A 21,477-nucleotide genomic window follows, 5' to 3' on the forward strand; every position below is an offset into this window, starting at 1 on the left:
TTATTTTTATAATAATTTTTTTTCCGAACAACGATTAACAAACAAAGAAACTCAGGTTTTCTGTTTTTTCTTTTTGGCGGCGGGAAACAAAATATTATTCAGAATCAGCCGGTAGCCGGCTGAGTTGGGGTGTAATTTTAAATCGGTGGGTTCTTCGTCTACCATGTGCTGGTAATCTTCCGGGTCGTGGCCGCCGTAAAAAGTCCAGGTGCCTTTGCCCATGGTGCCGTGCATGTACCGCACTTCGTTGGCCGCTTTGGTTTCGCCCATTAGTACAACATCCGATTTAATTAATCTTTTCTTAAAAGCGGTAGTCTGGCCCATAAACCCTTTAATGGTTTTTTCGTGGTTTTGGGTGAGCATGGTAGGAATGGGATCCCATTTGGCCGAAAATGTAAACAACTGGAAAAAATCGTTGCTCTGGGTCAGGTTGCGTTCTGATTGCTGGTTGTCAATATCCGAAAATTCTGCTTCGTACGGATTCCGCACGATTTTAAAATCTTTGAATGCAAAAGTTTTACTATAATCCAGTTTTTCCTGCGCCTGCGGGTCCATGCCATCACCGTCGAACATGACATCAGCAATATCGGTTCCTTCGGCCGCTAAAGCTATATCGTAGGTATCGGTGGCCGAACACATGGCGAACATAAAGCCACCACCGGCGCAAAATTCTTTTATCTTCTTCACAACCGATAACTTTAACTGGGTTACTTTGCTAAAGCCGTATTTTTTGGCAATGGTTTCGGCCTCCTGTTGCTGGGCCCGGTACCACGGATAGTTTTTGTAATAGGTATAAAACTTACCGTACTGGCCCGTAAAATCTTCGTGGTGCAGGTGCAGCCAGTCGTATTTGGGCAAAGCACCATCCATTACTTCTTCGTCAAATATAACATCGTAAGGAATTTCGGCGTATGTGAGCACCAGCGTAACGGCATCATCCCAGGGCTGTTTCGATTTAGGAGAATATACCGCAATCTTTGGTACTTTCTCCAGTTTCATTACATCCATGTTTGCCTCGGGGCTGGCAATTTGCGATAAAATACTACCGTACTGCGCATCCGAAATAACGTTATAACTTACGCCCCGCACCACCAACTCGTTTTCGAGCGCCTGTGAATGCTTAAAAGCAAAACTGCCGCCCCGGTAGTTTAGCAGCCAGTCTACTTCTACTTGTTTCGTTAATACGTAATATGCTACGCCATAAGCCTTCAGGTGATCTTTCTGGGAATCGTCCATCGGAATAAGAACTTCGGAGGCATATACCTGTCGCCCAAGCACCCATAAAAGTGAGAATAAGAGAAAAAAACGATTTATCATATTTTTAGGGAGAAAAGCCGGAACAAAATTAAAAATAGATTACAATTAATCAGAATTACGTTTTACCTTTAAAAGGGTAAACCTGAAGTTTGTATAACGCAGGGCCGGGAGTCAGGTATATATTTTTTTCTATAATTTATGCATTTACTCGAAAATATAAAAGAAGGACTACGGGCCATTCAGAGTAATTTATTGCGGACGGTTTTAACAGCCCTGATTGTTTCTATCGGCATTATGTCGCTGGTGGGTATATTAACGGCGGTAGAAAGCATCAAAAACTCTATAAACGAAACCTTTTCGAGCTTTGGTGCAAATTCTTTTGATATTGAAAGCAAAGGATACACGAACCGCTTCCGGCAAGGCGGCCGGGCTGAAAAAGCTTATCCACCCATTTCGTACCTGCAAGCCCGTAAGTACAAAGAATCGGTTAGCCAGAACATGCGGGTTAGTCTTTCTGCGCATATTGCCGGGGCGGTGGTAGTTAAGTACAATAATATTAAAACCAATCCGAATATTACTGTGACGGCCGGCGACGAAAATTATTTGTTGAACGAAAGTTTTAACCTGGCCAGCGGCCGGCCTTTTTCGAACCAGGAACTGGAAAACGGCGCCAATGTGGTAATTATGGGGGGTGAAGTGGCGAAAAATTTATTTAAAGAAAGAAGCCCCATTTACAAAAATATTTACTTTTTGGGTAAGCGCTTTAAAGTGGTAGGTGTGCTGGAAGAGAGTGGCAGCAACATGGGTGGCGGCGGCGCCGACCGCCGCTTGCTCATTCCGCTGGTTACTGGTAACCAGCTGCCGCGCTCCCGGGCCTTAACCTACGATATCAAAACCACCATATTAAATAACGACAATATTGATTACGCTATGGCCGAAGCTACCGGCATTATGCGTAAAGTACGGCAGGACCAGCTGGGCAAAGAGGAGTCTTTTGAAATAAACCGCAGCGACTCTATGCTGAAATCGTTGAATGATATTTCGGGTTATCTCAAAATTGGTGGCTCTCTGGTGGGTTTTATTACTTTATTAGGTGCTTCCATTGGCCTGATGAATATTATGATGGTTTCGGTAACCGAACGAACCCGCGAAATTGGCGTACGTAAAGCATTGGGGGCAACCAAGAAACAAATCCGGCAGCAGTTTTTAGTTGAAGCCATAGTGGTTTGTATGTTGGGCGGCATTCTGGGTATTTTACTTGGTGTGCTCATGGGTAACGGCATAGCCAAATTAATCGGCGAAAGCTCGTTTTTTGTGCCCTGGCTTTGGGTGCTGGTGGGCTTAGTGGTGTGCGTGGCCGTTGGTTTAATATCGGGCTACTATCCGGCTTTCAAAGCTTCCAAACTCGACCCCATCGAATCGTTGCGTTATGAATAAATAACCTGTATATGGCTAAAAAGCCTGGTATATTCCCAACTTTCTTTATTTCGGGTTTTGAATGCTCTACTTTCCTCTGGAAAGACCAGGGCCGGCGTAACCTGACCTGCGAAACCCAACACCACCTCTACGCCCGCCAGGATTACCAGATGCTGCGGAAGCTGGGCATTGCCGTAGCCCGTGAAGGTATTCCGTGGCCCATGGTAGATAAAGCCGGCGTTTATGATTTCTCCGTTATAGATGCTTTTCTGGAAGCTATGGCCGAAGCCCAGATAATGCCCATCTGGGACTTGTGCCACTACGGCTACCCCGACGATCTGGACCCTTTCAGCGAGGAGTTTACCCAACGTTTTGCCGCTTATTGCCGGGCCGCCGCCGCTTATGTTACCGAGCGTTTACCGGGCCAGCATTTTTTTACCCCCATCAACGAAATAACTTTTTTCTCTTTTGCCGCCGGCGAATGGGGGTGGGTAGCGCCTTTTAAGAATACCAAAGAAGACCGGTTCCGGTTACGGTTAAGTTTATGCAAGGCGGCTATTGCCGGGGTAAAAGCCATCCGGGAAATAATGCCGGAAGCCCGCATGGTGCATATAGATCCCTTGGTACAGGTAGTAGCGCCGTTGGATCGGCCCGACCAGATTCCGGCTGCTTACCACGAAACGTACGTCGATACTTTTGTGGCCTGGGATATTCTGGCCGGGAAAAAACATCCGGAACTGGGCGGCTCCCCGGAAATACTAGATATAGTAGGTGCCAATAATTATTCTTTCGGGCAAATGGAATACCGCGAACACGGCCCCCACGCAGCCTTGGATCCGCACGACGAACGCATTAAACCCTTGTGCGAATTGCTGAACCTGGTTTGGGAACGCTACCACCGGCCCATGATTATTGGAGAAACCAGCGGAATGGAAGGCGGCCGTTCGGCCTGGCTGAAAGATGTGATGGAAGAATCGCTGGCAGCGGTTAACCAGGGCATTGATTTACACGGAATTTGTTTGTTCCCGGCGGTAGACATGCCCGACTGGCATACCGGTGAGTGGCTTCATAACGGCATTTGCGACCTCAAAGCCGAAGGCGAAATTCTGAAAAGGGTATTGCACCAGCCATACGTAGAAGAGCTCCGCCGCTGGCAAAAAGAACTAAACCGGGTAACCGAACTTGATACCAATCCGTTTAGCGACCCCGTTGAATTGCAGGACGTTATAGATGCTGCCAAACGGTTGCAAACCCAACCAGACCAGAATTGGTATTAATAGCCGCATTACCTTTTAAATCTGGGTTGGCACTGCTTTAAAAGAATTTCAGGTGCAGGAATTAAATTAAATAAATAAGGTTAAAATATCCCTTTAAGAGGGAAAGCTAGGAATCCGGCACCGGATAAAACATAGATTATTAGATTAGAGCATTGAAATTTTACATCTCTTTCTTTTTATTCTGGCTTCTATCAGCCTTGAATGTGCAAGCCCAAATGGTAACTGTTTTGGACAAAACCACCCGGCAACCCATCGCTTTTGTGAACCTGAGCAGCCCGGATGGCGGAATTACGATTCCTACTGATACCGATGGGAAAGCGGATATTTCGGCTTTTAAACCCGTTGACAAAATTAATTTCAGCCTAGTTGGGTACCGGAATTTAACCTTGACCTATCCAGTCATCGAGTCCCTGAAATTTACAGTTGCCTTAGCCCAAAGCAGCTATTCTTTAGACGAAGTAGTAATCTCGGCGAGTAAGTTCGACGAAAAGCGGGAAGAAGTTCCGCAGCAAATTCAGGTATTACATACCCGGGACTTAACTTTTATAAGCCAGCCTACCACAGCCGACGTGCTGGTACAATCGGGTAATATTTTAGTCCAGAAAAGTCAGTTAGGTGGGGGCAGCCCGATAATACGGGGTTTTGAAGCGAATAAGGTTCTGCTGGTGGTAGATGGCGTCCGGATGAATAATGCCATTTACCGCGGCGGCCATTTGCAAAATGTAATTACCCTGGATAACGCCGTGCTGGATAGAGCTGAGATAGTATTTGGGCCTGGTTCGGTGGTTTACGGCAGCGATGCCTTGGGCGGTGTGATGCATTTTTATACGCGCAGCCCAATTTTAGCCTCTGCTGATAAAAATAAAAGTATGCAGGTAAATGCCTTTAGCCGCTACGCGACAGCCGCCAACGAAAAAACAATTCATGCCGATGTCAACCTGGGTTTTCGGAAAATTGGATTGCTGACGAGCTTTACCTTTTCCGATTTTTCGGACCTGCGGCAGGGTAAACGCCACAATAAATTCGATGAACCATCCGGATTACGTACTTTTTATGTACAACGGGTAAATAACCAGGACAGCGTTTTCCGGAACCCCAAATCAAATCAGCTCCGCCCATCCGGCTACCGCCAGTACGACTTGCTTCAGAAAATTAAATATCAACCCAATACTAACACGTCGCACCTCCTGAATATTCAATATTCCACTTCTTCTGATATTCCGCGTTTCGACCGGTTAACCTTGCGCCGTAATGGCCTACCCCGCTTTGCCGAGTGGTATTATGGTCCGCAGGAAAGATTATTTGGTGCGTATACTTTAGAGAAGAAAAGCACCGGCGCTTTTTACGACAATGCCCGATTTATAGCAGCTTACCAGCACCTGGAAGAGAGTCGCATAGACCGCGACCTGAACAATCCGCTCCGGAATAACCGCCTGGAAGCAGTTGGGGTTTATTCTTTTAATTCAGATTTTGAAAAGGACACCGGCAAAAATGAATTCCGGTACGGCGTGGAAGGTGTACATAATACCGTTCAATCCCGGGCTTATAAGTTAAATATTAATACCGGTGAATCGAATCCTTTAGATACCCGGTATCCCGACGGCGGTTCGGCCATGACGTCGGTGGCGGCTTATATTACCCATGCTTTCGAAGCTTCGCCTAAACTCATTTTGCACGATGGCCTGCGCTACAGTCAGGTTAAGTTAACGGCTAATTTTATAGACAAGACCTTTTTCCCATTCCCGTTCGATGAAGTTACGCAACAGAACGTCGCTTTAAACGGCAACATGGGCCTTACCTTTTTAACGGGTAACGAATGGCGGTTAGTAGGTTTGGTATCCAGTGGTTTCCGGGCCCCTAATGTTGACGATTTAAGCAAGGTTTTCGAGAGTGTGCCGGGTACGGTAATTGTACCCAACCCCAATTTAAAACCAGAGTATACTTACAATGCCGAACTAACGGTAGCTAAAGGATTTAACCAGCGGGTGCGATTAGAAGGTATTGGCTATTATACTTGGTACCGGCAGGCCATTACTACCCTGCCCGGTGCTTTCAACAACGAAACACAAATTAATTACAATAACCAGTTGAGCCAGGTCTTAACCAACGTAAATGCCCAGAAAGCTTACCTGTATGGCTTCAGCGGCAGTTTGGTAGCCGATATTACAACGGCTGTTTCGATAACCAGCAACCTGAATTATACTTTTGGCCGCATCAAAACCGATTCTACCGATTACCCTTTGGATCATATTCCGCCGGTATTTGGCCGTACAGCCTTCAATATTAAATTAAAGAAATTTCAGGGAGAATTTTTTGCCCAATACCACGGTGCCAAAGCTTTGCGGCATTACAATTTGTTAGGCGAAGATAATGTTGCTTTTGCCACGGCTACCGGCATGCCGGCTTGGTACACGCTTAATCTCCGTACGGCTTACCAGGTACACCAAAATATTCAACTGCAAGCGGCTCTTGAAAATATTCTGGACCGGCATTACCGGGTTTTTGCCTCTTCCATCAGCGCGCCGGGCCGCAACTTTAGCCTGACGGTAAGAGGAAATTTTTAAGCAGCAATAAATAGAATGCTTGAACATAGATAAGGAATGTTACGATGAAAAAATGGAGATTAAAGCCGAAAAAGAAGTAGAAACTATTTGTCCGGCCAACCGGCAGGAATGGCGTTTATGGTTAAAAGAAAATCATCGTACGAAAAAATCGGTTTGGCTTATTTATTTTAAAAAGAAGTCTGGTTATTTCACCATTTCCTGGAGCGAAGCCGTGGAAGAAGCCCTTTGCTTTGGCTGGATAGACAGCAAGGCAAAACCGTTGGATGCGGAGCGATTCATGCAATTCTTCTGCCAACGAAAGCCCACCAGTGTATGGTCGAAGATAAACAAGGAAAAGATACAACGGTTATCGGACGCAGGACTTATAACACCTGCCGGTTACGATAGCATCCAGATTGCCAAACAAAACGGTTCCTGGACCATTCTGGACGAAGTAGAAGAACTAATTATACCGGAGACCTGGAAAAAGCTTTTCAAACACACGCTGGCTCAAAGGACTATTTTCTAAGTTTAAGCAAATCCGTTAGGAAAAGTATGTTGCAATGGCTGGTTATGGCCAGACGACCAGAAACCAGGCAGAAACGGATTGACGAAATAGCCGAACTGGCTGCCCAAAAGTTAAAGCCGAAACAGTTTTAGTATCTAAAATTGAGCTGTAACAATTACTTGGATAATAGAGGCTATAGTGCTTAAGCTGAAATGAATGACATAATTATCCTTTGAAATATAATATAATAGTGCTTAAACTACTAGTACTGGAACTAACCTTAATTTCCAGATTTCCATATAATGGATAAACAGGAAATATGCCAGCAAAGCAAACCTTCTTTATCCGGACTTGTTTTAAAAGCTCTACTTAGAATACCGCTATTGCTATTAACAGCTCAAAATATTACGCCCAAATACATGGTTGCCAAGTTGTCTGGAATTAAATATTTTTTATTTACATTGATAACTATATCAGTAGCAGGGCAAGTTAAGGCGCAGAGCAACCTCAATCTTAAATTTTTCGGTTTAAGTCTGCATCCCAAAGGCGATGTAAATGCGCCTTTAATGCCCTTGAACCCAGATAAAAAGGGCTATTTGGTTTTTAACCTGGGCGGCACGCTTGGTTATGAACATTTCCTGAAGCCAGATAAATTTTCTTTAAAAGCTATTCAGGCCGTTTATTCTGATTGTGCGGCGCAACTGGGCGGCTTTACGCATGTGGGTGTGCGGTGGGTGATATTTAAAAAAGGCAAGCATTCACTGAACGGCGGTTTCGGCCCAACTTTGGTTTACCGCCGCAACTGGTACGAACTGGAGAATTACGAAGATTCCGGTTTTTTCGATGGCGGAAAGAAAGTAAAATACCAGTACAAATTTATTCCGTACGCCGGCGAATTTGAGTACAACCTGGCCTTAAACGACCAATACGAGTTTTCTACCACCTTTATTCCGGGTTATCCCAGCCTCATGAGTTTATCTTTTGGTATCCGGTACTGGCTGCCGCAGAAAGAAAAGGCCCCCGTTTCAGTACCCATATATCCGGCAGTACGGCGTTAAATTTTTATTCTTTTTGGGTATTTTTCGTTACCAAACATTTATGATATTTGGCTCAACTTTTTTTTATGCATTTCAGCACTTTACAATACACGTCTTTACAAACCATTGCCGATACCTTTAACCTGGCCTTCTCGGATTATGTAATTCCGATGCACTTTACCGAGGTGCAGTTAATCGAAAAGCTGACCCGCGACGGCATAAACCTGGAGCATTCGGTAGGTGCTTTCGACGGCGAAAAGTTAGTAGGCTTTATATTGCAAGGGTTAGGGCAGTGGGAGGGTTTGCTTTCGGCTTACAACGGCGGTACCGGCGTTATTCCGGCTTACCGTGGCAGAAAAATTACCCAGCAACTATATGCTTACTGTATACCCCAGTTAAAAGCGGCTGGGGTAGAACAATGCTTGCTGGAGGTAGTTACCCGGAACCAAGTTGCTGTAAAAACCTACAAAGCCATTGGTTTTACCATTGCCCGAACCTTAGAAAGCTATAAAGGCGAAATAAATACCCAAAGCCCAACCGATTTACCGTCCGGTATTATTTACCGCGAAGTAGTAGATTTAAATTGGGCGCTCGCCGAAACTTTCTGGGACTACCAGCCTTCCTGGGGCTATAATTTTGCGGCCATTCAGCGCATCCGCCAGTTTACCCGCCTGGTGGGAGTTTACAACAAAGAGCATTTAATTGGGTACGGGGCTATTCATGAAAATACCAACCGGGTGGCCCAGTTTGCCATTGCCCCAGCTTACCGGAGAAAAGGATTGGGTTTACACCTCTTTCAAAAGCTAGCCACCGGCAAAACCGCTCCGCTCTCGGTTATAAATGTGGACGATAAAAGCGAGGTTACGCTTAATTTCCTGGATGATATTGGCCTGACGCCATTCTTACAGCAATACGAAATGACTTTGAAGATTTAACTTTATCAAGTTCAGTTTCCGTAAATTAACCGGAGGTGTCTCTCCGGTTAATTTACGGAATCATTACTTCTGTTCTGTTTTAGAGACAATTAACAGGTTAATATAGGATGGGAGCGTCCTCGCCCATGTTTTCTTCTGCCGGCCTCTGGCCGTTATAATTTTTGATTCGTAATAATTGACTCTTCTTCTGCCGGTCTCTGGCCTTTATTTATAATATCTGACCCACTTGTTTATAGCGGCCAGAGGCCGGCAGAAATCCTCACCAGCGGGACGCTGGTGATAGCATTAATATTGGTTTATGTGTACAGATAATTCTTCATTGCTACAGGCCGATTTGGTGGGTAAATAGTGAGCAAATATTTATCTAGTAATAAATTACAGTAGGTTTAAAATTTAAAACTCCAGGATAAAACCTAAGGTTGGTACCAGGTTGCCGTCATCGTTGTTCAGGATGAGCGGAATGGCATTACTGCCGTCTTCCTGTAAAGGTCCACCGTTGGTAGTGGCAAAGCCGTTGTTTTCGGTGTTGCGCTGAAAGGTGTACCGCTCATAGCCCGGGGTTTTGCTACCCAGCACATTGGCAATATCCAGGAATAAATCTAAGGTAACGCGGTTAAAATTCCACTTTTTATCTAATCGTACATCTAACTGGCTGAAAGGCCGCAGCCGCTCGGAATTAAGTTGGGAATAATCCAGAATGCCCACCCCCAAGGCGCCATAATTTCGCCGGGAAGCTTCTAAATCGAAAGGAGTAGCTGGTGCCCCGCCGGCAAAGCGGTATTTAGCCCCGAATTCCCAGTTCTTCGGAAGTTTCTTGCCCAACAGTGCCGAAACCAAATGGCGGTAATCCCAGGAACTGGAGATATATCGGCCATCGGTACCGGCAAACTGACTCACCACATAAGTATAAGAAAGTACCGAGAAAACGGAGCCAGTCAATTTTTTCTGAAGGTAGAATTCCAGGCCGTAAGCCCGGCCCAGGCCGTTGCTGGTTATGGCTTCGTTGCCAATAGAACCAAAATCACCACCCTGATTCGCCAGCGAAATGCCATCGCGTACCGAAACCGGGTAATTGCTATATTTCTTATAAAAACCTTCTAAAGTAAACCGTAAATCGGTACGCGGCAAAAACTCGGTGCCTAACACATAGTGCGCCGATTTAATGTAATCCGCGGCTTGGTTTAAATATTGGCCGTTTTCCTGATAGCCCAATACAGTATAAGTGGGTAGCTTATAATAGATGCCCGATGAAGCATTTAAGGTCCATTTATCGGATATCACGTACGAGATAGCACCGCGTGGCGAAAGCGTTTTCAGCGGATTATTGCCGGTTTCGGTGAAAGAATTCATATCCGACCGAATCCCGAAAGACAAACCCAGTTTATCGTTTAAAACCGAACGGGATACCTGACCAAAAGCCCCGTACCGGAAGAAATCGAGGTTGGTATTGTAATTAACGGTTAAGCCGGGCTGCACCAGGTCGCCTTGCTCGTCGCGGAGTTCCGGCCTTATTACATTAAAGACATTATTCGTAAACTGCACCAATTGTCCCGATACCCCGTAAGCGTATTTAAAGCCGTTCTGAAATTTATTTACATCCAGCCGCAGTTTATTTTCAGTTTCGCGGGAGTTCGATTTTAAAGTTTGTAGAGCATTATTGTTATTTTGGGCGTCTTCAAATTTCTCCAGATCAATATTAAAAGCGTTCCGGCTCAAAGCCAGATTTAGGTAGCCGTCGTTAATTAATCTTTTAACCGCCACGCCGGTGGTGTAATTCCATTGGTTATTCAACGGAATAGAACGCAGAATATATTCGTTTTCGGGAGTGCTGTTGCGCGGTACGCCAAAAGAAAATTCATCTATGGCGCCCACGCCTAAAAAGGTAAGCGACGTTTTACTGTTTAATTTGTGGTCTACTTTGTACTGAAAATCCCAGTAATTCGGGCGGATAGGTAAATCGAGGAGTTTAAACAAAAATTGTAGATAAGAGCGCCGGGCTGATACTAAATAAGTGGTTTTAGGAGAAATCGGCCCTTCGAAGGTGGTGGCAAATTCAGAACCGCTTAACCGGATATTACCCGAAAAACGCTCGGGGTTGCCGTACCGCTGCCGGAACCCGAAGACCGAAGACAAAGCATTGTCGTATCGGGCATCAAAAGCCGAGGAACTTACTTTTAAATCTTCGATAAACGAAACGTTTAGAATACCCGTAGCTCCGCCGGCGCTACCCTGCGTAGTAAAATGGTTGATTAACGGAATCTCGATGCCATCGAGGTAATAAACATTTTCGCTGGGCGCACCGCCGCGGATAATTAAATCGTTGCGGCTGCCGCCGCCGGTACCGTTCGTTGCCACTCCCGGCAGCACCTGCACCACTTTCGAAATATCAAAATTACCCCCGGGGTTACTACGTATTTCTTCGGTACTTAAACCCTGCACCGAGAGAGGAGTAACTAAATCAGCTACGGCGGCGCTTTGCCGGCGATTGGCGGTTATTTCTACTTCCTGTAATTTGCTGGCGGCCGGAGCCAGTTCAAAGTTTACAATCTGGGCATTACCGGCCGTTACGTTAATATTAAATTTACTTTGCGACTGGTAACCCAAATAAGAGCTTTCTAGGGTATAGCTGCCCAAGGTAATATTTTCCAGGCGGTACCGGCCGGCTTCATTGCTAACGGTACCTAATTCGGTATTATTTAACCGGATGGTAACGCCAATCAGCGGTTCCTGGGTATTTACATCCCGCACGGTACCTGTAATTACCCCGGACTGGGCTAAGACCATGCCGGGCAAAAATGATAAAAGTAAAAGTATGAGTCTCATTTTATGTTATAATATTAAAACTTTATGATAACATAATACTTAATAATTTGTTTTTGTGAGGAGGATTAAATAGAATAATTTGTAATTACTGGTGCCCTCGCCATAATAATGCTTCATTCCCATGCCGGAATCAAAATATAAGTTGTTACAAGAATTGTTACCCTGGCTCGACAAGTATGAACAGGAACAAGGAGCCCTTGGGGCGAGTTTACCGGACTTTCAAAGATGGCTGGGAGAGCGGTTAATGCTGGAAAAACAAGCCGTGCCAGCAACAAAACCGGAAGAAGCCCTGGAAGGCGAAATTGCCCGCTACCTGACCATTCTGAACCGCTATGCCCGGTTTTATATTAAAAAGGCTTTACAACCAACAGATTTTGTTTCAATGGATGATTTTGGTTACCTGATGCATCTGCTCGATGGTGGCAGCCTTACCAAATCAGCTTTAATTCAGAAAAATATTCACGATATACCTTCGGGTACCGAAATAATAAAACGGCTTATCCGGCAGGGGTGGGTAAATGAAACCCGCGATGAAAAAGATAAAAGAAAAGTTTATTTAACCGTTAATGAAACCGGAAAAGCCGCTTTAATGGCTTCGCTCAGTCAGCTCCGGCAAGTATCCCGCCTGTTTAGTCGCAATTTAGATACCCTGGAAAAACAGCAACTATTAAGAATATTTAAAAAATTAGAATTATTCCACCACGATCAATTTTTGCGGCACAAAGATAAATCGTTGGATGAGATTATAAATTCAGTCTAAAATGATTAACTTTCATAGAGAAGGTACTTGAGCGGCTGTGTTTTACTTAAAAGTAGGTATTGCGGCCCGGTTCTTCATCCTTTATATTCCCAAAGCATTTGCTGAATCTTAAAAAGGTAGAACTATGAAAGAAAAACACATTATTCTGAGAATAGCCCGGTCTGCTACGCGCGATTTATTTCTGGGCGGCGCCATAGCCGGACCGCGGGCAACCGAAAACGTTGCTGCCGGTTTGGCCGTCGAAATTGAGGAAATAGACCGGAACCGTATTTCTACGTTGTCGCGCCTTTCCGATGTGGTGGCCATTGCCCCAGCTATCCCCATGAAATTAATAAAGCCCGTTTCGGTAGAAGCTGTAAAAGAAGCGGCCGCGCCGGAGGTGGCCTGGGGCGTACGGGCGGTTGGCGCCGATACTTCGCCTTACACCGGCAGTGGGGTAGTGGTGGCTGTGCTCGATACCGGAATTGATGCCTCACACCCGGCTTTCGCCGGTATGAGTATTATTCAGAATGACTTTACCGGGGAGGGCAGCGGCGACCAGCACGGCCATGGTACCCACTGCGCCGGTACTATATTTGGGAGGAATACGGGTAACCGGCGCATTGGCGTAGCACCCGGTGTTGAAAAAGCTTTGATTGGCAAAGTGTTGGGAGCCGAAGGAGGATCCAGCGAGCAGATTGTCAGTGCTATGCAATGGGCGGTAGAGAATGGAGCCAATGTTATCTCTATGTCCTTGGGCATGGATTTTCCGGGGCTGGTGAAACAATTAATCGATTCCGGTTTCCCGGCGGAGTTGGCCACTTCCCGGGCGCTGGAAAGTTACCGGACCAACGTACAACTTTTCGACCGGTTAGTGGCGCTTATTCATTCCCAGGCCAGTTTCTTACAACCTACCGTAATTGTGGCGGCAGCCGGCAACGAAAGTGAGAGAAATACCAACCCGGATTTCGAAATTGCTGTTAGTCCGCCGGCAGTGGCGGATGGGGTTATTTCGGTTGGGGCTTTAGGGGAGGAGGCCAAAGGTTTATCAGTAGCCTATTTCTCCAATACCGGCCCAACGGTATCCGGACCCGGCGTCAATATTATTTCAGCCCAACCCGGTGGCGGTTTTGCGATTATGAGCGGTACCAGTATGGCCACTCCGCACGTAGCCGGGGTGGCAGCGCTCTGGGCCGAAAAAATTAAAACCACCAGCGTGTTGAGCCCAACCCAACTTACCGCCAGATTGATTGGTTCCGGTACTACCACGGGTTTAATAGCCGGCATAGATCCTTTCGATATTGGGGCGGGCCTGGTACGCGCGCCGCAACTATAACAAATGGGTATATTATCCCAGAGTGGCTGTCTGAAAAATAGGAAGTGGTTATAGGGTTTTATAAATCGGATAATACCGGAGCCTTAGCGGCAGGTTACCAGCAAGAGGTCTGACAGAAATTTTAGAATTGACAGTGATAATAACCCTAAAGGCACCTGTTTTGGCCTGAAACAGTAATATTAAATAATTTTTATTTGAAGAAGCGATGGCCCATGTAATTGTATAGGTCATTGCTTTCTTTAACCTATTGGTTTTAACGTTCTCTGCCAACTGAAATCTAATGAAGCGTTTACAACCCATTCCACCCAATTATTTACCATACTACGATGAACTTTACGTTATTTCGGATCTGCATTTGGGAGGACAAACCGGCTTCCAGATATTCGATGCCGGTGCATCGTTGCAAAAGTTTGTAGAGCAGTTAAGAGACAAAGCACCCGAAAAGGCAATTGCTTTGCTGATAAACGGAGATTTGGTAGACTTTCTGGCCGAAAAACCTGCTCTGCCTTTCGACCCGATTGATGCTATAAGTAAACTGGACCGGATTATGAAAGATCCGGCATTTGAAATGGTTTGGCTCGCCTTACAACAGTTCGTAGTGGTATCCAATCGGTTCTTAATCATTAATTTAGGTAATCACGATTTAGAGCTGGCTTTACCCTGGGTGCGCACCCATTTACTGCATAAGCTTGCCCCCGAAAATGAAGCTGCCCGCAGCAGAATTACCTTATCTTTTGAAGGAACTGGCTATGCTTGCCGGGTAGGTGCGGCTCAGGTACTTTGTGTGCATGGCAATGAGGTGGACGAATGGAATATAGCCGATTACGAAACTATCCGGCGCCTGGGCCGCGACATCTTGCAGGGCCGACCGGTAGAGAACTGGATTCCGAATGCCGGAACCCAATTGGTTATTCAAATCATGAACGAACTCAAAAGCCAGTACCCATTTATCGATTTGTTAAAACCGGAAGCCCAGGCCGTGCTGCCAACTTTATTGGCGCTGGCCCCCGAACAAGGAGATAATCTAAACGCCATAGCGGCTACGGCCCGCCGGCTATTGTGGGATAAAATAAAAGTGGCCACTGGTTTTCTGGGGCGTGAAGAAGAATTTATAAGCCCTAATACCCAAACTTATCCCGATTCATTTCCCTTTCTCCCGGCCGGCACAGATAATTCTTTGGGTTACGGTTCGGCCATAAAAGATAACGAAGCGTATGCGGCTAATTTACTGGCAGAAACCGAAATGCGCCTGCAAACCAATGTTTCACCGGCGGCCTTAATTCAGCAGGAATTACGGGGAAGGAACCTGGGCGTTTCTTCTGCCTTATTCAAGTTTATACGGGGTGAGGATCGGAGCGAAATATTACGCGAAGCGTTGGAGAAACTCCAGGAAGACCGCAGTTTTGATTTAAAAACGCCGGACGAAACCTTCCGGCGGCTAGATGATTTAATAGGCGATAATTTTGATTTTATTATTTCCGGCCACACCCATCTGGAACGAGCTTTGCCGCGCGGGCACAAGAAAGGCTGGTACTACAATAGCGGTACCTGGGTCAGGCTGATTAAATTAGAAAAAGCGGCGCTGCAAAGTCAGGAACTGTTCGGGCAGCTATTCAATGCTTTTAAAACCGGCAACCAGGAGGCGCTGGCGCCCTATATTATCCGGCGGCTGACCGTAATTGCTATAACCACTGAGGGGCAGCAAACGATTGGCAAAATGTTGAGGGTGAATCCGGTGCCAGGTAAAAATTTTATAACCGAAGTACCGGAAAGTATTTTTAAAACAGTAAACTATAAAAATTAAAAATGCGCACCATTACGCTTGAACTGTTACGCCACGGACCGGCCCATAACCAACTTTTATCGCCGCTAACGCCTTACCTTGCCTTGTGCGAGAATCATGGGGCGGTTACCTTTCATGTGCCTTTTGAGCATAACCAGTTTCTGCACCGGCTAAGTGCTTTGAGTTATAAATACGGCGACGAATCGCGAATATTTCAGCTAAACGACACCGCCCGGGTCTTGGGCGACTTGCTGGGAAATATTCCGGGCTTAACCGCTGAGTCGGGTAAAACCAATGGCTCCGACGAAAACCTGACGCATTTGCGACTAATAATTTCGGCTTCCGAACTGGCTTTATTACCTTTTGAATTGGCTTTATCGCCGAACGGCTTACCCGGTTCCGGGCAGCATTTGCTGTTGCAGCCCCAAATGCCTATTTGCCTGACCCGCGAAATCAGGCGCGTACCCGGCGAAAAATTACAGTGGCCGCTGGAACCCCGCATTTTGTTTATTGCGGCTTCTCCGCCGGAGGTTGGCGAGATACCCGTTGAATCGCACTTGTTAATCATGCGGCGGCAGATTGAACCTTGGGTAAAATATTTCAACCCAGCCGAAAAAGAAACTGCCCGGCAGCGGATTGAAGAGCATCTGGTATTTTTACCAGGGGCCTCTATCGAAGAAATTGAAAAACAATGCGCTACAAATACTTTTACCCATATTCATATTCTGGCCCACGGGGTAGAGCGCCAGGAAAATTATGATACCCGCTTTTTCCTGGCCTTGCACAATGCGCACGATCCTTACAAAACCGAGTATATCAGCGGGGCTCGCCTGGCCACCGCCCTGCGTCCTTCGCACCGGCCCGACAGCGGTGATTTAGCGAAACCCGTAGTAGTTACCCTGGCCAGTTGCGACAGCGGCAATGTGGGTTCGGTGGCCGGTGCTGGCGCCAGCATTGCCCATGCGTTGCACGAATCCGGTATCCCGATGGTAGTTGCCGGTCAGTTCCCGCTTTCTTTTGAAGGCTCCGTTTGCTTGGTAGATTGCCTGTACGAAGGTTTGCTATGGGGTACCGATCCGCGCCGCCTTTTGTACGATTTACGCCGCCGGCTTTACGCGCAATTCCAAGACAAGCACGACTGGGCCGGGTTAACGGCTTACGTGTCTTTCCCGCCCGATTTTGACAAACAGCTTTGTAATGTTCAAATAGAACAAGCCCAACGCAGTATTGATGCAGCTATGAACCACGCCGATCAAGCAATACGGCAGTTTTCAACCTCGGACCCTGGTACCAATGCGGCTGGGCCTTCGCTTACGGAGAATCCTCAACTTCTGCAACTGTTGGCAACCGCCCGGGAAAAAATAAAAAAAGCGAAAGAGAAGCTAGGTCGCTTGCTGACCCGGATGCCAAGTGAGAAAATGCGGATTTTGGGATTGCAGGCCAGTACTGATAAACGGCAAGCCCAAATTATGTTTTCGGTTTCTCAAAGCTCTTTTGACAAACTTAGTGCTACCGATAGGGAAGAAGTCCGTAAAGAATCTCTTGAGCTTTTGCGCAATGCCCGGGAAAATTATTGGCAAACTTTTCTGCTGCAGCGCTCCGATAGCTGGGCCCTGGTCCAATATTTATCTTTAAAGCTGGTGCTAAACCGGCTTTCTCCTGAAAACGGCCCACCATTGTCTGCGGATAATATACCTCCTGTCAAGCAAGAAGATAAGAATAAAATACTACCCTTGTGGTCGATGGCCAAAATGCTGTCGGAGTATGACTTGCGTAGCCCGGATTTAAAACGACAAATATGGGCTCATAGCAATCTGGCCGAACTTTATTTACTTTCATCTATTTTAATGCCCTCAGAATCGGCTGTAGATTTTTCCTGGTTGATTCCGGCAAATGCGCAGGAACAAGCCTTAAAGTTTACAGATGATTTTATAGAGCTTGCCGGGAGAAACTCCTTTTCGGTATACGCTACCCGCCGGCAAATGCTCAGATATACAGAGTGGTTTAATAAAATTGCCGATTTAGGAAAGTTGCCCGACTTAGCTACGGAGATTATCTTTAAATTTCCGGAAGAGGTAGAAGAAATATGGAAATAATTTTAATTTCCTGATGCAAATACCTAGGTTAATCGCTGTAATTATCTTGGGTAATTAACATGAGCTTTATCACATTTTTAAATTTATTTGGTGCAGGCCTGTTTAGACCATTAAATAGATAAGTTATAACTACTACCCAGCCATAAAACATGAAATCCACCGGCAAGTAAGTTTATGTAATGACCTATAAATGCCGTGAATACCTAAAAGCGAAGATAAAAACAACCAATACAGCATACATGGAAAAGCTTCCAATTAGCCAATCAAAGAAAATTCTCTTAAAGCCAGTAATATAGTGTAGGGGAAAGTAGTAGCCTCAGAAAAGCGGCCTAGATTATACCAGTTTAACCCAGATTAAAGTGGAAAATTGCCCATTTTAATGAGTAATAGGCTGGTTAAAGAGCAGAAAGCACAGGCATTATTTCCTTTCAGGAATTTTTTAGCCGAACGAATATTAGGAAAGAGAAGGTTTAGGTTTAAAATAAACTTTAAATTCTGAGCCTTGGCCTACTTCACTTTCAACTTCTATGCGGTCGCCGGTATTATCCAAAATTTTTTTCACCAGGTACAACCCAATGCCCGAACCTTCTACATGAGCATGCGCTCTCTTGTACAGCGCAAAAACTTTATTTATTTGGCTTTCGGCAATACCCAGCCCATTATCCTTAACGGTAAGTAAACAGGTATCGTCGGGTAGTACAAAAGTGCTAATTTGTACAAGCGGTGTTCTGGCTGGGTCGGCGTATTTAATAGCGTTAGATACCAGATTAAATAATATGCTGCGCAGGTTTTTGCGGGTATAAATCAGGCTTTCCCAGTCGAGGGCATTTACCTGAATTCTTGCCTGGCTGGTATGAATTAATTCCCGCAGGCTTTCTTTTACCTCTTGTATAAGGCCCGGAATACTTACTTCTTCCGGTTTTTCTTTGCCTTGCTGCAGCAATGTAATATCGGCCAAATCAGAAATTACATTTTTCAAGGTTGCGATAGAACTTTGCATCATACCCAATATTTGTGCGTGTTGCTGACTTTCGGGGCCTAAATCTTCTGCCAAGGCCATTAATAGACCTTCCATGTTTACAATCGGCGATTTTAAATCGTGCGAGGCCGTATACACAAAATTATCCAGGTCATTATTAATGCGTACCAGTTCTAAATTTTTGCGCATCAGTTCTTCGTTGCGCCGGCGTTCCGTTAAATCGCGGGTAATTTTGGCAAAGCCCAGCAAGCGTTTATCGCTGTTATACACCGGGGTAATTACCACGTTGGCCCAAAAAGCGGTACCATCTTTCCGGATGCGCCAACCTTCGTCCTCGAATCGGTCATTTTCGATAGCCTGTGCCAACTCAAATTGCGGATAACCACTTTCAACGGCTGCACGTGGATAAAATACCGAAAAGTGCTTACCAATTATTTCTTTGGCTGCGTATCCTACAATGCGTTGGGCTCCCACATTCCAGGAGGTAATCAGCCCTTCTGGATTTAGCATCAGAATAGCGTAATCCTGCACGCAGTTTATGAGTAACCGGCTTTTTTCTTCGCTTTCTTTTAATTCCTCGTTTATCCGGTACAACTGTTCTTCCAGTTGTTTTTTTTCGGTGAGATCGCGTGTTATTTTAGAAAAACCAATTAATTCTTTCTTGCTGTTATAAATGGCCGTTATAACCACATTAGCCCAAAATGCCGAACCATCTTTCCGGTAACGCCATCCTTCATCCTCAAAACGACCATCCGTACGCGCTTTTCTTAATTCATATTCGGGGTAGCCCTGTAAAATAGCATCACGGCTGTAAAATTTAGAAAAATATTTGCCAATAATTTCGTTGGCCTCATACCCTTTAATTCGCTTAGCGCCTTCGTTCCAGGTAGCAATGTGGCCGGCTGGGTCTAGCATAAAAATGGCATAGTCCGTAACCCCTCCAATTAATAAACGATACTTTTCTTCGCTATCTTTTAACTCTTCGTAAGCTTTGTATAAGTCGTCTTCGGCTTTTTTTCTTTCGGATAAGTCGCGGGTAATTTTAGAATAGCCAATTAGTACTTTATCCGGGTTGTAAATGGGCGTTATGATAACGTTGGCCCAGAACGCGGTACCATCTTTCCGGATACGCCAGCCTTCGTCTTCAAAACGGCCGTGGATTTGAGCTTCTTTTAATTCAGTAGCCGGATAATCCCGTTCTTTATCAGCCTCGGTATAGAACGTTGAAAAATGGTGCCCAATAATTTCTTCGGCAGTGTATTGCTTTATCCGTTTAGCGCCGGCATTCCAGGTAGCCACTTTACCGGTCGGGTCTAACAGAAAGATAGCATAATCTGTTATGTTTTCGATTAATAACCGGTAACGATCTTCCGTTGTGCCTAAAGAATGATAATCCGAAACAACCTCCAACGCTGAACTCATTTTGTATGCGGTAAATCTTCTGAATCAAAAATAAGTTTTATTTGATAGCTACCAATTATTACAGAAACCTTTGTTAAAAAAATGCTAAGATGCATGCTTTTTAAAATATGGTAGCCGCTTACCAGGTTTATGCAGAACCATTTTATTACGCATGTCTTAAACTTAAGTTTGAAATATTGGTATTTTATAAATATATTACAATTGCTATAATTTTAAATTTTGGCGTATTATTTTCGAAAGGCAGAACCAAATAGCAATTAATAAATCTAACAGCTTTATTCATTTAAGTTAAGGAGGTTAGATTATCAGGTAAGGAACAAACTGTCCAAGCCTGAATTAAAACAAACCTTTTAAAAATCTTACTGGATATTTATAAACCCGAAAATGAATGCCATAAGCCTTTTGGTTTTAGCCGCTATTACGCACTTATAAACCTAATTAGGAACAATCCTGGAAAAGCATTTTAACTGCCAAGTATCTACCTTGGTCAAGGTTCGTATAAGTTTATTTAAATGCGCTCATTTGGGTAGGGGAGTTCAGGTGCTAATCTAAGATTGATATATAACGAAAGAGGTTCGATTTGAAATTTAACAATTAGAAGATTACAAGATGTTCCAGTAGTTCGGAAGCTGCGGTCCGGATCCCAACATTATTTTTATAGGAAGTAGATATTCTATATTTTAGGCCACTAAGCCAATACCAATGCCTACAGACGATACGGCAATTTTGAGTTAGAAAAATTTGGAAAAATTAGCTGAATCCGCGTTTCGGAAGACATAATAGTAATGATTCTGGTCCACCCATTTATTTAGTAGAAGAATTAGATCATTAGATAGAAGTTTAAGGATATATTCAATTAATATTGATAATGTCGTTGCACCGCGTTTTAATAAATATAAACCTTCAAATTAAACATTTATGACACATACCTTTCCAATGAGATTTACCCTGGAAAACGGTACGCATGTAACGGTAAATAATACCGGCTCTAATGCTTACGAATTTATTTTACAACCGGAAGATGGCCCCAATCGCCAGTTTACCTACTTAGATGATGGCAGAACCAAAACCCAGGTAGAAGCATCGCTTAATTTTGAAGAAATAGATGCTTTGCGCCAGTTCTGGTTAGAAACAGAAGATATTGGGTAATCTGCACATGGGGTAATAAAAACCCTATCTTTAAATAGCTATAATTATATCGAGCATAGGACCACGCTGAGTACGCCATAAGCTGACCTTGCGGCGACTTTTCCCAACCAGAGTCGGGTGAGCGTACAACTACGACACCTCGCTATTTGGTTATTTATACCTGGCGTAAGTCCTTAA

General features: G+C 44.9%; 15 protein-coding genes. 12 read left to right on the top strand and 3 right to left on the bottom strand.

The annotated features are described in order from the left end of the window. Positions 1-51: 51 nt before the first annotated feature. A complete protein-coding gene (locus tag AAE02nite_RS13275; RefSeq protein ID WP_146898234.1) occupies positions 52-1,317 on the bottom strand; it encodes an asparagine synthetase B in 1,266 nt (421 codons plus the stop codon). 138 nt (positions 1,318-1,455) lie between these two features. Between AAE02nite_RS13275 and AAE02nite_RS13280 the strand changes: the two genes are divergently transcribed. The 7 genes from AAE02nite_RS13280 to AAE02nite_RS13305 all read left to right on the top strand — a co-directional run bounded on the left by AAE02nite_RS13280 (position 1,456) and on the right by AAE02nite_RS13305 (position 8,973). Then, complete coding sequence (locus tag AAE02nite_RS13280) at positions 1,456-2,694, top strand: ABC transporter permease (RefSeq protein WP_146898235.1); 1,239 nt, start codon at positions 1,456-1,458, stop codon at positions 2,692-2,694. 11 nt (positions 2,695-2,705) lie between these two features. Then, positions 2,706-3,950 carry a glycoside hydrolase family 1 protein gene (locus AAE02nite_RS13285; RefSeq protein ID WP_146898236.1) on the top strand — a complete coding sequence of 415 codons (1,245 nt, stop codon included), beginning with the start codon at positions 2,706-2,708 and terminating at the stop codon, positions 3,948-3,950. A gap of 152 nt (positions 3,951-4,102) precedes the next feature. Then, the gene (locus AAE02nite_RS13290; RefSeq protein ID WP_146898237.1) at positions 4,103-6,514 is read left to right on the top strand and encodes a TonB-dependent receptor; all 2,412 of its coding nucleotides are present in this window, start codon (positions 4,103-4,105) and stop codon (positions 6,512-6,514) included. Between the two features lie 19 nt (positions 6,515-6,533). Next, the gene (locus tag AAE02nite_RS13295) at positions 6,534-7,022 is read left to right on the top strand and encodes a YdeI/OmpD-associated family protein (protein ID WP_307725541.1); all 489 of its coding nucleotides are present in this window, start codon (positions 6,534-6,536) and stop codon (positions 7,020-7,022) included. Then, entirely contained in the window at positions 6,974-7,153 is a 180-nt protein-coding gene (locus AAE02nite_RS26965) for a YdeI/OmpD-associated family protein (protein ID WP_307725542.1), read from the top strand. The genes AAE02nite_RS13295 and AAE02nite_RS26965 overlap by 49 nt, the downstream gene beginning before the upstream one ends. A gap of 309 nt (positions 7,154-7,462) precedes the next feature. Next, complete coding sequence (locus tag AAE02nite_RS13300) at positions 7,463-8,059, top strand: hypothetical protein (protein ID WP_146898238.1); 597 nt, start codon at positions 7,463-7,465, stop codon at positions 8,057-8,059. Positions 8,060-8,124: 65 nt separating this feature from the next. Then, entirely contained in the window at positions 8,125-8,973 is an 849-nt protein-coding gene (locus AAE02nite_RS13305; RefSeq protein ID WP_146898239.1) for a GNAT family N-acetyltransferase, read from the top strand. A 393-nt stretch (positions 8,974-9,366) separates the two neighbouring features. On the opposite strand, the gene AAE02nite_RS13310 is transcribed toward AAE02nite_RS13305, so the two are convergent. Beyond that, positions 9,367-11,796 (bottom strand): TonB-dependent receptor, encoded by a 2,430-nt coding sequence (locus AAE02nite_RS13310; protein ID WP_146898240.1) that lies wholly within the window; start codon positions 11,794-11,796, stop codon positions 9,367-9,369. A gap of 121 nt (positions 11,797-11,917) precedes the next feature. Here AAE02nite_RS13310 and AAE02nite_RS13315 point away from each other — a divergent pair, with 121 nt between their 5' ends. The 4 genes from AAE02nite_RS13315 to AAE02nite_RS13330 all read left to right on the top strand — a co-directional run bounded on the left by AAE02nite_RS13315 (position 11,918) and on the right by AAE02nite_RS13330 (position 17,750). Then, positions 11,918-12,556, top strand: coding sequence for a MarR family winged helix-turn-helix transcriptional regulator (locus tag AAE02nite_RS13315; RefSeq protein ID WP_146898241.1), 639 nt, complete (start codon positions 11,918-11,920; stop codon positions 12,554-12,556). 124 nt (positions 12,557-12,680) lie between these two features. After that, on the top strand, positions 12,681-13,871 hold the full coding sequence (locus AAE02nite_RS13320; RefSeq protein WP_146898242.1) for a S8 family peptidase: 1,191 nt from the start codon (positions 12,681-12,683) through the stop codon (positions 13,869-13,871). A 280-nt stretch (positions 13,872-14,151) separates the two neighbouring features. Then, positions 14,152-15,675, top strand: a complete 1,524-nt coding sequence (locus AAE02nite_RS13325; RefSeq protein WP_146898243.1) for a metallophosphoesterase — start codon at positions 14,152-14,154, stop codon at positions 15,673-15,675. 2 nt (positions 15,676-15,677) lie between these two features. Continuing rightward, positions 15,678-17,750, top strand: coding sequence for a CHAT domain-containing protein (locus AAE02nite_RS13330; RefSeq protein ID WP_146898244.1), 2,073 nt, complete (start codon positions 15,678-15,680; stop codon positions 17,748-17,750). 454 nt (positions 17,751-18,204) lie between these two features. Here the strand turns inward: AAE02nite_RS13330 and AAE02nite_RS13335 are convergent, their stop codons facing one another. Then, positions 18,205-20,151: a PAS domain-containing sensor histidine kinase gene (locus tag AAE02nite_RS13335; protein WP_146898245.1), complete on the bottom strand. Its 1,947-nt coding sequence runs from the start codon at positions 20,149-20,151 to the stop codon at positions 18,205-18,207. Positions 20,152-21,069: 918 nt separating this feature from the next. On the opposite strand from AAE02nite_RS13335, the gene AAE02nite_RS13340 reads away from it, so the two are divergent. Beyond that, positions 21,070-21,300, top strand: coding sequence for a hypothetical protein (locus AAE02nite_RS13340; RefSeq protein WP_146898246.1), 231 nt, complete (start codon positions 21,070-21,072; stop codon positions 21,298-21,300). The last annotated feature ends 177 nt before the right edge of the window (positions 21,301-21,477 follow it).

This window comes from Adhaeribacter aerolatus (genome assembly GCF_007991635.1).
Taxonomy (GTDB): Bacteria; Bacteroidota; Bacteroidia; order Cytophagales; family Hymenobacteraceae; genus Adhaeribacter; species Adhaeribacter aerolatus.

Bases quoted from the DNA above. Each gene is read 5' to 3' on its own strand.
- AAE02nite_RS13275 (WP_146898234.1), bottom strand. From the start codon at position 1,317: ATGATAAATCGTTTTTTTCTCTTATTCTCACTTTTATGGGTGCTTGGG.
- AAE02nite_RS13280 (WP_146898235.1), top strand. From the start codon at position 1,456: ATGCATTTACTCGAAAATATAAAAGAAGGACTACGGGCCATTCAGAGT.
- AAE02nite_RS13285 (WP_146898236.1), top strand. From the start codon at position 2,706: ATGGCTAAAAAGCCTGGTATATTCCCAACTTTCTTTATTTCGGGTTTT.
- AAE02nite_RS13305 (WP_146898239.1), top strand. From the start codon at position 8,125: ATGCATTTCAGCACTTTACAATACACGTCTTTACAAACCATTGCCGAT.
- AAE02nite_RS13310 (WP_146898240.1), bottom strand. From the start codon at position 11,796: ATGAGACTCATACTTTTACTTTTATCATTTTTGCCCGGCATGGTCTTA.
- AAE02nite_RS13315 (WP_146898241.1), top strand. From the start codon at position 11,918: ATGCCGGAATCAAAATATAAGTTGTTACAAGAATTGTTACCCTGGCTC.
- AAE02nite_RS13320 (WP_146898242.1), top strand. From the start codon at position 12,681: ATGAAAGAAAAACACATTATTCTGAGAATAGCCCGGTCTGCTACGCGC.
- AAE02nite_RS13325 (WP_146898243.1), top strand. From the start codon at position 14,152: ATGAAGCGTTTACAACCCATTCCACCCAATTATTTACCATACTACGAT.
- AAE02nite_RS13330 (WP_146898244.1), top strand. From the start codon at position 15,678: ATGCGCACCATTACGCTTGAACTGTTACGCCACGGACCGGCCCATAAC.
- AAE02nite_RS13335 (WP_146898245.1), bottom strand. From the start codon at position 20,151: ATGAGTTCAGCGTTGGAGGTTGTTTCGGATTATCATTCTTTAGGCACA.
- AAE02nite_RS13340 (WP_146898246.1), top strand. From the start codon at position 21,070: ATGACACATACCTTTCCAATGAGATTTACCCTGGAAAACGGTACGCAT.